The organism is Microbacterium sp. Soil_C_42 (genome assembly GCF_057656735.1).
Map to the genome: position 1 here is coordinate 39,837 of NZ_JBDGJU010000001.1, position 14,529 is coordinate 54,365.

The window sequence follows — 14,529 nt, forward strand, 5'->3', positions numbered from 1 at the left end:
CCTGTACCGACACGTGAGGAACAACGACGTGACCGACATCGAGTACCGCATCGAGCACGACACCATGGGCGAGGTGCGCGTGCCCAAGAACGCGCTCTACGCCGCGCAGACCCAGCGCGCCGTGGAGAACTTCCCCATCTCCGGCGACCGGCTCGAGCCCGCGCAGATCGTCGCGCTCGCCCGCATCAAGAAGGCCGCGGCCCTCGCGAACAAGGAGCTCGGCACACTGGACGGCGCCATCGCAGACGCCATCTCCGGCGCGGCCGACCGCATCATCGCCGGCGAGTTCGCCGACCAGTTCCCGATCGACGTCTACCAGACCGGCAGCGGCACGTCGTCGAACATGAACATGAACGAGGTGCTCGCGACCCTCGCCACGCAGGCGCTGGGCGCCACCGTGCACCCGAACGACCACGTCAACGCGTCCCAGTCGTCCAACGACGTGTTCCCCACCTCGGTGCACATCGCCGTGACGCAGGAGCTCATCGACGACCTGATCCCCGCGCTCGACCACCTGGCCGTCGCCCTCGAGGCGAAGGCCGACCTCTGGAAGACCGTCGTGAAGTCGGGCCGCACCCACCTCATGGACGCGACTCCCGTCACCCTCGGCCAGGAGTTCGGCGGCTACGCCCGCCAGATCCGTCTCGGCATCGAGCGAGTGCAGGCGGTGCTCCCCCGCGTCGCAGAGGTCCCCCTCGGCGGGACCGCGGTCGGCACCGGCATCAACACGCCGCTCGGCTTCCCGCAGCGCGTGATCGAACTCATCGTCTCCGACACCGAGCTGCCGATCACCGAGGCCAAGGACCACTTCGAAGCCCAGGCCAACCGCGACGGGCTGGTCGAGGCATCCGGCGCCCTCCGCACCATCGCGGTGTCGCTGACCAAGATCAACAACGACCTCCGCTGGATGGGCTCGGGCCCGAACACGGGCCTGGGCGAGCTCCACATCCCCGATCTGCAGCCTGGCTCGTCGATCATGCCCGGCAAGGTCAACCCGGTGATCCCCGAGGCCACGCTCATGGTCTGCGCACGCGTCATCGGCAACGACGCGACCGTCGCGTGGGCAGGCGCCTCCGGTGCCTTCGAGCTCAACGTCGCCATCCCGATCATGGGCAGCGCGGTGCTCGAGTCGATCGAGCTGCTCGCGAACACCTCGCGCGTCCTCGCCGACAAGACCATCGCCGGGCTCGAGGCGAACGTCGAGCGCGCCGCCGCGTACGCCGGCATGTCGCCGTCGATCGTCACGCCGCTCAACAAGCTCATCGGCTACGAGGCCGCCGCCAAGATCGCCAAGCACTCCGTCGCGAAGGGCATCACGGTGCGCGAGGCTGTGATCGACCTCGGCTACGTGGAGCGCGGCGAGCTCACGCTCGAGCAGCTCGACGAGAAGCTCGACCTTCTCTCGATGACGCACCCGGGCTGATCCGCCCACCCGATGCCGGAAGCCGTGCGTCGGCGGGATAATCGGGTCATGGCCCGAACGCCCCGCCCGGTTCCCGCGCGCGTCAGGATCCTCGCCGCGATCCTGGCCGTCGCGTGCGTGGGTCTCGCGATCGTGGGCAGCGTCACGTTCCTGGTGCAGCGCGAGCAGGCGCTGGGTGGCGTCAACGAGCGACTCAAAGCCCAGGTCGCGTCGCTCGAGACCGTGGCCGAGGGCGACTCCGCCGACGCGACCGACGGTGCGTCCGCGGCGACGGAGGAGCTCGACGAGAGTGACTTCCAGAACGTCGACGACTACCTGAACGCGGTGGTGGCGCGCCTGGTGCCCGCGCGCAACGAAGGCTCGCTGGCGCTGATCGACGGCGTGCCGAGGTGGGTGCCGTCCACGCTCACGGGAATCCCGATCGCGAAGAACCAGCAGCTCATCGACCGTGTCGTCGAAGAGACCGCTGACGGCACGCCGCACATGGGAACGGCGGTGACCGACCAGGGTTCGCTGCGCTACATCGCGATCCCGGTGAGCATGGCCGGCGATGCCCGCGAGGGGATGTACGTTCGCGCGGTCGATCTCGGCGCGGAGCTCCAGCCGGTGACCTTCGCCATGACGACGTATGTGATCGCGGCGGTCGCGGTGCTGTTCGCGATCGGGATCGTGGGATGGTTCGTCACCGGGCGGCTGCTGTCGCCGATTCGGCGCCTCCGCGAGACGGCCGACGCCATCTCGATCACCGACCTCTCGCATCGGCTCGAGCCCCAGGGCAACGACGACATCGCCGACCTGTCCCGCACGGTCAACTCGATGCTCGATCGCCTGGAGGATTCGGTCGACGTGCAGCGTCAGCTCCTCGACGACGTGCGCCACGAGCTGAAGACGCCCATCACGATCGTGCGGGGTCACCTCGAACTCATGAACCCGCAGGATGCTGCGGATGTGGCGTCCGCCCGGGACATCGGCATCGCGGAGCTCGACCGGCTCACCCGCCTCGTCGAGGACATCGACCTGCTGGCCACCGCCGAGGCGGACTCGTACAGCCTCGAGACCGTCGACCTCGCCGGGCTCACCGAGCGGGTGGGCGAGCTCGTCGCCGTCATCCCCGGCCACAGCTGGACGGTCGAGGCCCGCGCCGAAGGAGTCACCGTGGGCGACCAGGACCGCCTGCTGCAGGCGTGGCTGCAGCTCGCCGACAACGCCGCCAAATACACGCCCGAGGGCAGTCCGATCGAGATCGGCAGCGCCCACTCCGACGACGGCTCACGGCTCTGGGTACGCGACCACGGGCCCGGCATCCCGCCCGGAGCCCGGGCCCGCATCTTCCGCCGATTCGACCGCGCGCACGTCAAGCGCTCGGTGGGCGGGTCGGGTCTCGGCCTCGCCATCGTGGATGCGATCGCGAAGGGGCACGGCGGGCATTGCGTCGTCACCGATACGCCGGGAGGCGGCGCCACGTTCACGATCCACCTGCCTCCGACGGAGGCCGAACTGCCGGCACCGGTGCGTGCCGGAGACGTGCTGCAACGGGAGGCCGCCGGATGACCAGGATCCTCATCGTCGAGGACGAACCTCGGATCGCCGCGTTCGTCAGTCGTGGCCTCGAGGCCGCCGGCTACGAGACGCTCGTGTTCGAGGACGGCCCGGAAGGACTCGAGTCGGCACTGCGCGGCGATGCCGACCTCGTGCTCCTCGACGTCGGCCTGCCCACGATGGACGGCTTCGAGGTGCTGCGCGAACTGCGAGCCCGCGGTTCTGCGGTGCCCGTGATCATGCTCACCGCCCGATCCAGCACGCGCGACACCGTGACCGGCCTGGACGCGGGCGCCAACGACTACGTCCCGAAGCCGTTCACGTTCGAAGAGCTGCTCGCGCGGGTGCGGTCGCGCCTGCGCGAGAGCGTGCCGCAGCCCGGCGTCGCGATCTCGCACGGCGACGTCGTGCTCGACATCCTCGCGCGACGCGCGACCGTCGGCGGCCGCGAGGTCGACCTGTCGGCGCGCGAGTTCTCACTCGCGGAGCAGTTCCTGCGCAACCCCGGCCGCGTGCTCAGCCGGGAGCAGCTGCTGAGCCGCGTGTGGGGACTCGACTTCGATCCCGGTTCCAACGTGGTCGACGTCTACGTGCGGTACCTGCGCGGCAAGCTGGGCGCCGACCACATCGTCACGGTCCGCGGCGCCGGCTACCGCTGGGAGTGAGCCCGTCCGGGACCCCATGACGGGTGTCCCGCCGGGGCAGGAAGAAGCCCCCGGTGCTGGGGGACACCGGGGGCTGTGAAGGGCCGGACTGGGGGATCCGACCGTTGTCAGTCGCGCTTGTCTGGGGAATTGCGCGACTGGTCTTTCTTCCCGTCGTTGCCGGCGCCGTTGCCGTTTCCGACGTTCGATCCCGCGTGCGCGGGAGGCGTCTGACCGGTCGACTGCTGACCGGACTGATTCTGCTGCTTCTGAGGCGGCTGCGCGGGGGCCTTGGGCTCCGGGGCCGGAGCCTGCACGATGCCCTGCCGCTGACTGGAGGATCCGCTCGAGGTGTTCGAGTCGACCGAGTTGTTCCCGTCGCCCTGCTCGTTCTGGCCGGCGATCTCACGCTCCAGACGTGCGATCAGCGCATCGAGGCGTCCGCTCGACCAGCCATGCGAGGCTGCCCAGCTGCGCAGCGCGTCCCACGTGCCCGCAGCCTTGGCGGCGGCGATGGCAGATTCCATGTCGGCCGGTGCTGCGGGAGGAGCCGGGGCGGCGGGCGCGGCTGCCTCGGGCGCCGCGCTCGCAGGAGTGCGCGTGCTGGTCGACTCGGGCGGGGCGACCTCGACAGGGGCGGGCGCCTGGACCACTTCGGGCTCGGCCGAGGGGATGAGGGCGTCGGGCGTCGCGGCCGGCGTGGGATGGGGCGTCGCCGAGGGGGAGGCCGCCGCCGGGACGACGACGCGCTGGGAGGCGACGCTCGTGCCTGCGGAGTCGGCCAGGGCCGCGGTGTTCGCGAGGGCGACGGCAGTCACGACGGCGATGCTCGCCGCGACAGCGGTCATGCCGCCGATCACGAGGCCCGTGCGTGCCTGCAATTCTCGCCTGCCCTCCGTGTGCGCGGAATCGTTTCCCCTCATCAATGGTGACAGACCGATCGCGCGGTATGCGCCGTGGCCGATGAGACTTTCCTCATGCTCACACGGCGCAGCGGGCCGGGATCCGACACCCCGGCCCGCTGCGTCGTCAGCTGATGACGGCGGCTCTCAAGCCAGTTCGCCGGCCTCCAGCAGGTCGGTGACGAGCGCGGCGATGGCCGACCGCTCAGACCGCACGAGCGTCACGTGGCCGAACAGCGCATGACCCTTGAGCGTCTCGATGACCGATGCGACGCCGTCATGCCGGCCCACCCTCAGGTTGTCGCGCTGGCCCACGTCGTGGGTCAGGACGACGCGCGAGTTCTGCCCGATGCGGCTGAGCACCGTCAGCAGCACGTTGCGCTCGAGCGACTGCGCCTCGTCGACGATCACGAACGCGTCGTGCAGCGAACGTCCGCGGATGTGCGTCAGCGGAAGCACCTCGAGGAGGCCCCTTTCGACCACCTCGTCGAGCACGTTGGTCGAGACCACGGAGCCGAGCGTGTCGAAGACAGCCTGGCCCCACGGGTTCATCTTCTCCTGCTGGTCCCCCGGCAGGTAGCCGAGCTCCTGGCCGCCGACGGCGAACAGGGGCCGGAACACGATGATCTTGCGCTGCTGCTGTCGTTCGAGCACCGCTTCCAGAGCCGCGCACAGCGCGAGAGCCGACTTTCCGGTGCCGGCACGGCCGCCGAGCGAGACGATGCCGACCTCGGGATCGAGCAGCAGGTCGATGGCGATCCGCTGCTCGGCCGACCGTCCGTGGAGGCCGAAGACCTCGCGGTCGCCGCGCACCAGGCGGTACTCGCCGTCACCGACGACCCGCCCCAACGCCGATCCCCGCTCGGAATGGATGATCAGGCCGGTGTTCACCGGGAGCCCCTGCACCTCCTCGCTGGAGGCGACTTCGCTCTCGTACAGGTCGCTGATGTCGTCGCCCGAGACGTCGAGCTCGGAGATGCCGGTCCAGCCGGAATCGACCGCCTGCTCGGCGAGGTACTCCTCCGCGGTGATGCCGAGCGACGCCGCCTTGACCCGCATCGGCAGGTCCTTCGAGACGACGGTGACCTCCTGCCCGTCCTGGGCGAGATGCATCGCGATCGCGAGGATCCGGCTGTCGTTGTCGCCGAGCCGCATCCCCGAGGGGAGCACCGTCGCATCGGTGTTGTTCAGTTCGACGCGAAGCGTGCCGCCTTGACCGACGGGAACGGGAAAGTCGAGGCGCCCGTGCTCGACGCGGAGTTCGTCGAGATGGCGCAGTGCCTGCCGGGCGAAGTAGCCGATCTCGGGATCATGCCGCTTGCCCTCCAGCTCCGTGATCACCACGACGGGGATCACGACGCTGTGCTCGGCGAAACGGAAGAACGCCCGCGGATCGCTCAGCAGCACCGACGTGTCGAGTACATAGGTCCGCAGATCCTGATCGGAATCGGCGACCCGCTCGAGGTCCTGACTGCGCTGCTCGTGTGGTGCTCGTGTGGTCACAACCCACTCCCGCCCCGGGTGGTTCACCCGGCAGTCACGAGTCGACCATTGGTCACGAGTCGCGATCCGGAAGGCCGACTCGACCGGGCTCCTTGCCCGATGCGCTCACGCTACGACCGCGCCACGTCGTCGGACGCGCTCGACACGCCACGAATTCGTGACATGTCGGTGAACGGATGCTGCACCAGCGGATCCCCGGTCACCAGACGCGCGCCGACGAGAAGGCGGCGAGGGCGTCGCCGAACAGCCGCAGCGTGTCGGCGCCGGTGCCGACGTGCGGGGAGACCCTGATACGGCCGGCCCGCGTCGTGACGGTGAGGCCGTGGTTCGCCAAGGATGCGGCGAGGGGCGCCGCGTCCTGCGCAGAGGGCTCCAGGGTCACGATGCCCGCGCGGCGCTCGGGCTCCCTGGGGGTGACCACCGGCACCTCGTAGCGATCCGCGAAGAAGATGACGTCGCTCGCCCGCGCAGCCAGTGCCGACTCGATGCCGGCCACGCCCACATCGACCACTTCGCGCAGCGCCGTCGCCAGGCGCGCGGCGGCGAGCGTGTCGATTCCGGCCACCGAGAAGGCCCGTGCCGATGCGGCGGGCACGGGCACGGTGTCCAGCGGCAGGTCGCCCTCCACGCCCTGGAAGCCCGACAGGACGGGCGCGATGCGCTCGAGCGCACGATCGCCGAACCACGCGAACCCTGTCCCCCGCCCCGCGCGAAGCCATTTGTAGCCGTTGCCGCAGACGACGTCCGCTGCCAGGTAGTCGGCCTCGACCGCGCCGAATCCCTGGATGGCGTCGACGATGAGCAGTCGATCGCCGATCACCTCGCGGATCGCCGACAGATCGGCGCGGTACCCCGTGCGGAAGTCGACGAGGCTGACCGCCACCGCACGGGTGTCGTCCGACAGGGCGGAGCGGATCGCGTCGGGCGTCATGAACCCGTCGGCCGGCTCGACCCACTGCAGCTGCACCGAGCCGAACGCCTCGGACGCGCGCGTGGCCGCCACCGTCAGGCTCGGGAACTCGCCGCGGCCGAGCATGAGGCCGCCCGTCAGTCCGTAGACGGCGTGCATGAGACCGTACGTCGTGGACGGCTGCAGCACCACGTGCGAGGCATCCGTGCCGATCAGCTCCGCGACCAGCTCGCGGGCCTCTCGCGCGTGGTCTGCCACGAGTTCGATGCTCGTCCGCCGGCCCGAGCCGAGCAGCTCGGTGTCTGCCTGCGCCTCGCTGCGGACCGCAGGCGAGAGCGGCCCGAACGCCGCCCAGTCCAGATACCCCGGTTCCCCATCGAACGACGCCAGATATGAGTCCAGATCCGTCACGCGGATCATTCTGGCAGAGGTGCGATCAGCGGTGTGAGCGGCCGGTCAACCGCCGTACCGACGGTCACGCGAGGCGAAGTCGCGGATGGCACGGAGGAAGTCCACCTCGCGCAGATCCGGGCCGAGAGCCTCGACGAAATAGAACTCCGAGTGGGCTGACTGCCACAGGAGGAAATCGCTCAGCCGCTGCTCCCCCGACGTGCGGATGACGAGGTCGGGATCGGGCTGTCCTCCGGTGTAGAGATGCTCGCCGATCTGCTCGGGCGTGAGGCTCGCCGCCAGCTCCTCGAGCGATCCCCCGCGCTCATCGTGCTGGGCGATGATGCTGCGCACGGCGTCGACGATCTCGCCCCGGCCGCCGTAGCCGACCGCGAGGTTGACGTGCATCCCCGCGTTGTCCTTGGTGCGGGTCTCGACGTCGGCGAGGACGCGTCGCAGGTCCGCCGGCAGCGCGTCCGCCCGGCCGACGTGCTTCACCCGCCAGTCGCGCTCGTGCGAGAGCTCGTCGGCGAGTTCGGCGATGATCTCGATGAGATCGGAGAGCTCGCGGGAATCGCGTCTGCGCAGGTTGTCGTTGGACAGCAGGTACAGAGATACGACGCGGATGCCCACGTCGTCGCACCAGCGGAGGAACTCCTTCATCTTGGCCGCGCCCGCGCGGTGGCCGTGCGCGGCGGAGTCGTAACCGAGCTGCTTGGCCCACCGGCGGTTCCCGTCGATCATCATCGCGAGGTGGCGGGGAACGGATGCCGGGTCCAGGCGTCGGCGCAGGCGGTTGATGTAGAGCCGGTAGAGGGGCCCCCTGCCCTCGTTCGTCTCGCCGCGCGCCACATGCCTACGCTACCTCCCACGCGACGCGGCCCCTAGCGTGGGGCCACGTACCGCTTCCCCTGCGATCGAGCATGTTCCCTCCGCGGCATGCGCGCCCCTCTACGCTGGGGACATGAGCCGTCGTCGCAGTATTCCCCGGGCCCCTGAGGTCCCCGTGCTGCCGCTGATGGATGCCGCGGCCGTCGACGCCGCGACCCACGACCTCAAGCCGACGTGGCGCGGCTGGATCCACGCGGCGACCTTCCCCATCGCGATCGCGGCCGGCATCGTGCTCATCGTTCTCGCTGAGGGCGCGCCGGCGAAATGGGCGTCGGCGGTGTTCATGGCCACCTCGCTGCTGCTCTTCGGCAATTCCGCGCTGTACCACCGGTTCAACTGGAAGCCGAAGACCAAGGCGATCCTCAAGCGCATCGACCACGCCAACATCGTGCTGCTGATCGCGGGCACCTACACTCCGATCGCGGTGCTCGCACTGCCGCCCCAGCAGGGGGCGCTGCTGCTGGTCCTCGTCTGGAGCGGCGCGCTGCTCGGCATCCTGTTCCGCGTGTTCTGGATCAACGCGCCCCGCTGGCTCTACGTCGCCCTCTATCTCCTGCTGGGATGGGCGGCCGTCATGTACATCGTTCCGCTGTTCCAGGCCAGTGCGGCCATGATGGTCCTCGTCGCCATCGGCGGCCTGCTCTACACCGGCGGCGCCGTCGTCTACGCGCTGAAGCGTCCCAACCCGTGGCCCGGCCACTTCGGCTTCCACGAGATCTTCCACGTCTGCACGGTGCTCGCGTTCCTCTGCCACTGGACGGCGTGCCTCATCATCGCGCTGCACCCGTACTCCCCGTCGCTGGGGCTCGCGGGCTGAGGACGAGACGGTCCCCACGCCCCGGCACGCAACGCTGACGCGTTGCGTGGATCCTCCGGCGCGTGGGCCCAGCCGCGGGCCGCAGCATCCGTCACCGCCACCGCCCCGGGCGGCTCAGCCCTTGGGCGGCGCCGTGGCGTCCCCGCGGTCGTCATGCGCCGCCGGGTCGATGCTCTGGTCGTCGACCTCGGTCGCTTCCGTGGCGCGCGCTGCCTGCTCCTCGGCGTCGAGCTGCTCCTGGATGTCGGCGCGCACGCGGCCCCGTCGGATGCGGCGCATCATGTCCCAGATCAGGAAGATCACGGCGATCGCGATGAGCGCGGTGAAGAGGAATCCCACGACTCCGGGGCTCACGAGGTTCGGATCGACCTCGGGCGTGGGCGTCGGAGTCGGAGTCGTCGCTGCGGACAGGAGTGCGACGATCGCGTGCTGCATGGGGTCCTCGCTCTGCCCGCGGGGCGGGCGATGTCGTCGGGGGTGCGCGCGAGCGCATAGCCTGGAGTTCCAGCCTAATCTTCCGATCCGACCAGACGAGCCCGAAGGAGCGGCGTGACCACGCAGGACATGCTCGACGAGCGCTACGGCCGCCGCCGCTCCCCTGCACGTGCCTGGCTCATCGGCGCCGGCATCGTGGTGGCGGTGGCCGTCGTGGGCCTCTTCGGCTGGTTCACGGTGCGAGGCTCGCTCGACTCCGTCGATTCGGACACGACATCGTTCGACGTCGTCGACGAGCACTCCGTGACGCTCGGGTTCCAGATCAGCAGTCCCCCCGGCGCTGCGGTCGCGTGCGGGATCGAGGCGCAGGACCAGGAGCATGGCGTGGTGGGCTGGCGGGTCGTGGAGCTGCCGGCATCCGAGCTCCACGCGCGCGCCTTCCGCGAGACGATCCCGACGACCGCGCTCGCCACCACCGGGTTCGTGAATTCGTGCTGGGTGCTCTCCGAGTGAGTTTGTCCGAACAGACGCCGTGACGTAGTCTGGCGAGACATCAGCACGATCGCGCCCTGGCCGTGAGCCGGGGCGTTCGGTTTATGCCCGCACCACTGCGGTCGGCAGCGGGCCCAACGAAGGAGTCAGCCGTGTCCACCGACGCCCCCGTGACCTTCCTCACCCAGGACGCCTACGATCGCCTGGCCGCCGAGCTCGAGCACCTCTCGACCACCGGCCGCGAGGAGATCGCCAAGCGCATCGAGGCCGCGCGCGAAGAAGGCGACCTCAAGGAGAACGGCGGCTACCACGCCGCCAAGGACGAGCAGGGCAAGCAGGAGGCCCGCATCCGCACGCTTCAGCACCTGCTCAAGACCGCGACGGTCAGCGAGGCGCCGGAGAGCAACGGCGTCGTCGAGCCGGGCACCGTCATCACCGCCATCGTGGCGGGCGGCGAGGAGGTCTTCCTGCTCGGCAACCGCGAGATCGCCGTCGGCTCCGAACTCGACGTGTACAGCGAGGCCTCGCCCCTGGGCGTCGCGATCCTCGGCCGCAAGGAGGGCGAGAAGACGTCGTACACCGCCCCCAACGGCCGTGAGATCGCCGTCGAGATCGTCAAGGTCGAGACCTACAACGGACAGTGACCGGATGCGGCCTCAGGGACTCCTCTGAGGCCGCCGGGCGCGGCCTCGCCTAGTCGGGAACGACCGTGGGCGCGTAGCCCGCGTCCTCGAGCACCGAGATGACGTGCGCGCGGTGCTCCTCACCCCGCGTCTCCACACTCAGCTGCAGGATCACCTCGCTGATCTGGATACCCTGCCCGTGGCGGGTGTGCAGCACCTCGATGACGTTCGCCCCGGCGATCGCCAGCAGCTCCGACACGCGCGCGAGCTGCCCGGGGCGATCCGGCAGCGGGATGCGCAGCGTCATGTACCGACCGGATGCCGCGAGCCCGTGCGCGACGACCCGCTGGAGCAGCAGCGGGTCGATGTTGCCGCCCGAGAGCACCGTGACGGTCGGGCCGGACGCGACGACCTTGCCCGCCAGGATCGCCGCGACGCCCACCGCTCCTGCGGGCTCGACGACCTGCTTGGCGCGTTCGAGCAGCACGAGCAGGGCGCGGGCGATGTCGTCCTCCGTCACCGTCACGACCTCGTCGACGAGATCACGGATGATCTCGAACGGCAGGTCCCCCGGACGGGCGACCGCGATGCCGTCCGCGATCGTCGGCGATGTCGGGACCTCCAGCGGATGCCCCGCCTCGAGCGACGCCGGATACGCAGCGGAGTTCTCGGCCTGCACGCCGATGACCCGCACCGTGCGGCCCTCGGCCGCGGCGCGCGCCTTGACCGCGGCGGCGACGCCGGCGACGAGTCCTCCTCCGCCGATCCCCAGCACGACGGTGTCGAGGTCGGGCAGCTCATCCATGAGCTCGAGGCCCAGCGTGCCCTGCCCGGCGATGACGTCGTGGTGGTCGAACGGGTGGATGAAGACGGCGCCCGTGCGCTCGGCGAACTCCGCGGCGAGGCGCAGCGGCGTCTCGACGGTGGCCCCCTCGAGAACGACGTCGGCGCCGTACCCTCGCGTGGCGAGGAGCTTCGGCACCGGCACGCCGAGCGGCATGAAGATGGTCGCGTGGATGCCGAGCGCCTTCGCCGCGAGCGCCACGCCCTGAGCGTGGTTGCCGGCTGAGGCGGCCACGACACCGCGGGCGCGCTCCTCGGCGGTCAGCCGCGAAAGCCGGTAGGTCGCGCCGCGGATCTTGAACGACCCGGTCCGCTGCAGGTTCTCGAGCTTGAGGTGCACCGGCACGCCCAGGACGTCCGACAGGTGCAGCGAGGCATCGAGCGGGGTGTGCGCGATGAGGCCCTCGAGCGTGGCGGCGGCATCCTCGAAGTCCGCGAGCGTCGGGACCGCCGAGGCGAGTGCTGCGGGGGCGGGCGGGGTCTCGGCGGCCTGATCGGCGGATGACATGGCGGTGGTCACGAACGCACTCTCCTCTGCCGGGGGACGGTGCTCCAGATGAGATCCCCGGTGGGTCTGACGCCGGTCTCCCACGCGCGTTCGGCGAGGTAGACCGCCACCACGTTGACGAACGCGGCGAGCGGCACGGCGAAGAGGGCTCCCGGGATGCCGGCGATCATGGCGCCGCCCGCGACCACGAGCACCACTGCGAGCGGGTGGACCTTGACGGCGGAGCCCATGAGGAGCGGCTGGAGCACGTGGCCTTCGAGCTGCTGCACGCCGAGGACGACCACGAGCATCCACAGCGCGATCCACGGACCGTTGTACACGAGCGCGAGGAACACGGCGACGGTTCCGGTGACCACGGCACCGACGATCGGGACGAACGCGCCGAGGAACACGAGCACGGCCACGGGGATCGCCAGGGGCACCCCGAGCAGCGCAGCGCCCAGACCGATGCCGATGGCGTCGATCGTCGCGACGAGCAGCTGCGTGCGCGCGTAGTTGACGACGGTGATCCACCCGGCGCGGCCGGCGCCGTCGGCGGCGGGTCGCGCCTTCTTGGGGAACAGCCTCAGGGTCCAGCGCCAGATGCCCGCGCCGTCGGCGAGCAGGCACAGCAGGATGAAGAACGCCAGCACGGCGCCGGTCACGACGTGGCCGATCGTCGAGCCGATGGCGAGCGCGCCCGACCACAGCAGCTCGGCCTGCTGCTGCAGGAACGTCCAGCCCTGCGCGAGGAGGTCGTCGATCTGGTCCTCGCTCAGGTGGAGAGGTCCGTCGACGAGGTACTGCCGGAACTGCTCGACCGCGGCGACGGTGCTCGCCTGCACCGAGTCCCACTGCCGCATGATCTGCCAGACCACGAGCCACAGCAGACCCGTCACGATCGCGACGGTGCCCACCACGGAGATGACGATCGCCAGCCAGCGTGGCACGCGGCGCCGCAGCATCCAGGTGAAGGCGGGCCACAGCAGGGCGGTGATGAGTATGGCGATGAGCAGCGGGATCACCAGCAGCTTCAGCTGGATGACCAGCCATACGCCGACCCCGATCGCCGCGGCGACCACGATGAGGCGCCACGAGTAGGCGGTCGCGAGGCGGAGGCCGCGCGGGACCGCGGCGGAGGTCTCGGTGGAGACGACCCGGCTGCGGTCGCGGACGGCGTCGAAGATGGAGCCGCGGGGCTTATCGTCGGAGCCGCTCATCAGCCCAGTCTAGGCGCGTCGCATTCCGCGCCGGTCATGGACGGCGGGCGGGCGCGATGTCTGAGCCCCGGGCTACGCTGGCGCGCGTGAAGTCCTCACTCAGCGCCGCAGAGGCGCGCCGCGTGGCTCTCGCCGCCCAGGGTTTCGGGCGACCCCGGCCCGCCGCGGCCGGCACCCGGCAGCTGAACGGCGCGCTGGCACGCATGGCGACGCTGCAGATCGACTCGGTCAACGTCTTCGCCCGCTCCCACTACATGCCGCTGTTCTCGCGTGTCGGCGCCTACGACACCGCCGCGCTCGACCGCCTGCTGTTCGCGCGGCGCTCGCCCTACGTCGAGTACTGGGCCCACGTCGCGGCCTTCATCCCCGCCGGCGACTGGGGATTGTTCGATTTCCGCATGCAGGCCATGCGGGCGAAGTACGGCAGCAGGCCCGGCGGCTGGTTCGACGCGAACCGCGACATCGTGGACTGGGTGCGTGCCGAGCTCGCCGATCGCGGGCCGCTGCGCCCGGCTCAGATCGAGCACGACGCCAAAGAGAGCGCGCGAGGTCCCTGGTGGGACTGGGACGTCGTCAAGCAGGCCCTCGAGTACCTGTGGATGTTCGGCGAGGTGGCGATCGCCGGCCGCCGGGGCTTCGAGCGGCGGTACGGCCTCGCCGAGCAGGTGATCCCGCGTCATGTGCTCGACGCGCCGGTCCCCCGTGACGAGGCCGTGCGTGAGCTCACGCGTCGCGCGGCGCGCGCCTACGGCGTTGCCACCGCCGCCGACATCGCCGACTACTGGCGCATCGCCGACCGCAAGGCCGTCACGGCCGCCCTGGATGACCTCGTCGACGCCGGCGAGCTGCACCCGATCACCGTCGAAGGGTGGACGACCGCTGGTCGCCCGGCCAAAGCGTGGCTGCACGCCGACGCCGTGGTGCCGCGAAAGATCGATGCCGCCGCGATCCTGACCCCGTTCGACCCTGTCGTGTGGTTCCGCGATCGTGCCGAGCGGCTCTTCGACTTCGAGTACCGCATCGAGATCTACACGCCCGCGCCGCGTCGCCGGTTCGGCTACTACTCGCTGCCTGTCCTCGTCGGCGACGACATCGTCGGCCGCGTCGATCTGAAGGCCGACCGCGCCGCCTCGACGCTGCTCGTGCAGTCCGCGTGGTGGGAGCACGGCGCCCCCGCCGATGCTGCGCCGCGCCTCGCCCAGGAACTCCGGCTCGCCGCGTCCTGGCAAGGACTCGAATCCCTCTCCGTCTCCCGCTGGGGCGACGCCACCGACGACCTCGCCCGGGTCCTGCCCGAGGCGACGCGCCACGAGGCGGGTCCGGCCGAGCCGGTGCCGCTCGCCGCGGACGAGCTCGGGGCGGACGTGCGCGACTTCGATGTCGAGGAGCTCGCGGGCTGATCCGGCGACG

The 14,529-nt window shown here is 70.5% G+C and carries 14 protein-coding genes; 7 read left to right on the top strand and 7 right to left on the bottom strand.

The features are described 5' to 3' along the window. Positions 1 to 28: 28 nt before the first annotated feature. From AC3A46_RS00210 to AC3A46_RS00220, 3 genes are read left to right on the top strand one after another with little or no spacing between them, the layout of a single operon-like run. Positions 29 to 1,423: a class II fumarate hydratase gene (locus AC3A46_RS00210; RefSeq protein ID WP_487663248.1), complete on the top strand. Its 1,395-nt coding sequence runs from the start codon at positions 29 to 31 to the stop codon at positions 1,421 to 1,423. Between the two features lie 48 nt (positions 1,424 to 1,471). After that, a complete protein-coding gene (locus tag AC3A46_RS00215) occupies positions 1,472 to 2,974 on the top strand; it encodes a sensor histidine kinase (protein WP_487663249.1) in 1,503 nt (500 codons plus the stop codon). Continuing rightward, entirely contained in the window at positions 2,971 to 3,627 is a 657-nt protein-coding gene (locus AC3A46_RS00220) for a response regulator transcription factor (RefSeq protein WP_056368008.1), read from the top strand. Before AC3A46_RS00215 ends, AC3A46_RS00220 begins: the two co-directional genes overlap by 4 nt. A 107-nt stretch (positions 3,628 to 3,734) precedes the next feature. Here AC3A46_RS00220 and AC3A46_RS00225 read toward each other — a convergent pair whose 3' ends face one another. From AC3A46_RS00225 to AC3A46_RS00240, 4 genes are all read right to left on the bottom strand, one after another. Continuing rightward, entirely contained in the window at positions 3,735 to 4,487 is a 753-nt protein-coding gene (locus AC3A46_RS00225; protein ID WP_487663250.1) for a hypothetical protein, read from the bottom strand. A gap of 168 nt (positions 4,488 to 4,655) precedes the next feature. Then, the gene (phoH2, locus tag AC3A46_RS00230; protein ID WP_487663251.1) at positions 4,656 to 6,011 is read right to left on the bottom strand and encodes an RNA 5'-3' helicase PhoH2; all 1,356 of its coding nucleotides are present in this window, start codon (positions 6,009 to 6,011) and stop codon (positions 4,656 to 4,658) included. A 199-nt stretch (positions 6,012 to 6,210) separates the two neighbouring features. Next, positions 6,211 to 7,332 (bottom strand): aminotransferase class V-fold PLP-dependent enzyme, encoded by a 1,122-nt coding sequence (locus AC3A46_RS00235; protein WP_487663252.1) that lies wholly within the window; start codon positions 7,330 to 7,332, stop codon positions 6,211 to 6,213. 45 nt (positions 7,333 to 7,377) lie between these two features. Further along, positions 7,378 to 8,163, bottom strand: a complete 786-nt coding sequence (locus AC3A46_RS00240) for an isoprenyl transferase (protein WP_487663253.1) — start codon at positions 8,161 to 8,163, stop codon at positions 7,378 to 7,380. 112 nt (positions 8,164 to 8,275) lie between these two features. Between AC3A46_RS00240 and trhA the strand changes: the two genes are divergently transcribed. Beyond that, a complete protein-coding gene (gene trhA, locus AC3A46_RS00245; RefSeq protein WP_487663254.1) occupies positions 8,276 to 9,019 on the top strand; it encodes a PAQR family membrane homeostasis protein TrhA in 744 nt (247 codons plus the stop codon). A 114-nt stretch (positions 9,020 to 9,133) separates the two neighbouring features. Here trhA and AC3A46_RS00250 read toward each other — a convergent pair whose 3' ends face one another. Next, complete coding sequence (locus AC3A46_RS00250; RefSeq protein WP_487663255.1) at positions 9,134 to 9,454, bottom strand: hypothetical protein; 321 nt, start codon at positions 9,452 to 9,454, stop codon at positions 9,134 to 9,136. Positions 9,455 to 9,568: 114 nt separating this feature from the next. Here AC3A46_RS00250 and AC3A46_RS00255 point away from each other — a divergent pair, with 114 nt between their 5' ends. Together AC3A46_RS00255 and greA are read left to right on the top strand one after the other, a co-directional pair. Then, on the top strand, positions 9,569 to 9,967 hold the full coding sequence (locus AC3A46_RS00255; RefSeq protein WP_487663256.1) for a DUF4307 domain-containing protein: 399 nt from the start codon (positions 9,569 to 9,571) through the stop codon (positions 9,965 to 9,967). Positions 9,968 to 10,098: 131 nt separating this feature from the next. Then, entirely contained in the window at positions 10,099 to 10,590 is a 492-nt protein-coding gene (gene greA / locus AC3A46_RS00260) for a transcription elongation factor GreA (protein WP_045296735.1), read from the top strand. Between the two features lie 49 nt (positions 10,591 to 10,639). On the opposite strand, the gene ilvA is transcribed toward greA, so the two are convergent. Together ilvA and AC3A46_RS00270 are read right to left on the bottom strand one after the other, a co-directional pair. Next, on the bottom strand, positions 10,640 to 11,920 hold the full coding sequence (ilvA, locus tag AC3A46_RS00265) for a threonine ammonia-lyase (protein ID WP_487663490.1): 1,281 nt from the start codon (positions 11,918 to 11,920) through the stop codon (positions 10,640 to 10,642). Positions 11,921 to 11,928: 8 nt separating this feature from the next. After that, entirely contained in the window at positions 11,929 to 13,119 is a 1,191-nt protein-coding gene (locus AC3A46_RS00270; protein ID WP_487663257.1) for an AI-2E family transporter, read from the bottom strand. Positions 13,120 to 13,205: 86 nt separating this feature from the next. On the opposite strand from AC3A46_RS00270, the gene AC3A46_RS00275 reads away from it, so the two are divergent. Then, a complete protein-coding gene (locus tag AC3A46_RS00275; RefSeq protein ID WP_487663258.1) occupies positions 13,206 to 14,519 on the top strand; it encodes a winged helix-turn-helix domain-containing protein in 1,314 nt (437 codons plus the stop codon). Positions 14,520 to 14,529: the final 10 nt, after the last annotated feature.

Bases quoted from the DNA above. Each gene is read 5' to 3' on its own strand.
- AC3A46_RS00270 (WP_487663257.1), bottom strand. From the start codon at position 13,119: ATGAGCGGCTCCGACGATAAGCCCCGCGGCTCCATCTTCGACGCCGTC.
- AC3A46_RS00215 (WP_487663249.1), top strand. From the start codon at position 1,472: ATGGCCCGAACGCCCCGCCCGGTTCCCGCGCGCGTCAGGATCCTCGCC.
- ilvA (WP_487663490.1), bottom strand. From the start codon at position 11,920: ATGTCATCCGCCGATCAGGCCGCCGAGACCCCGCCCGCCCCCGCAGCA.
- AC3A46_RS00220 (WP_056368008.1), top strand. From the start codon at position 2,971: ATGACCAGGATCCTCATCGTCGAGGACGAACCTCGGATCGCCGCGTTC.
- trhA (WP_487663254.1), top strand. From the start codon at position 8,276: ATGAGCCGTCGTCGCAGTATTCCCCGGGCCCCTGAGGTCCCCGTGCTG.
- AC3A46_RS00250 (WP_487663255.1), bottom strand. From the start codon at position 9,454: ATGCAGCACGCGATCGTCGCACTCCTGTCCGCAGCGACGACTCCGACT.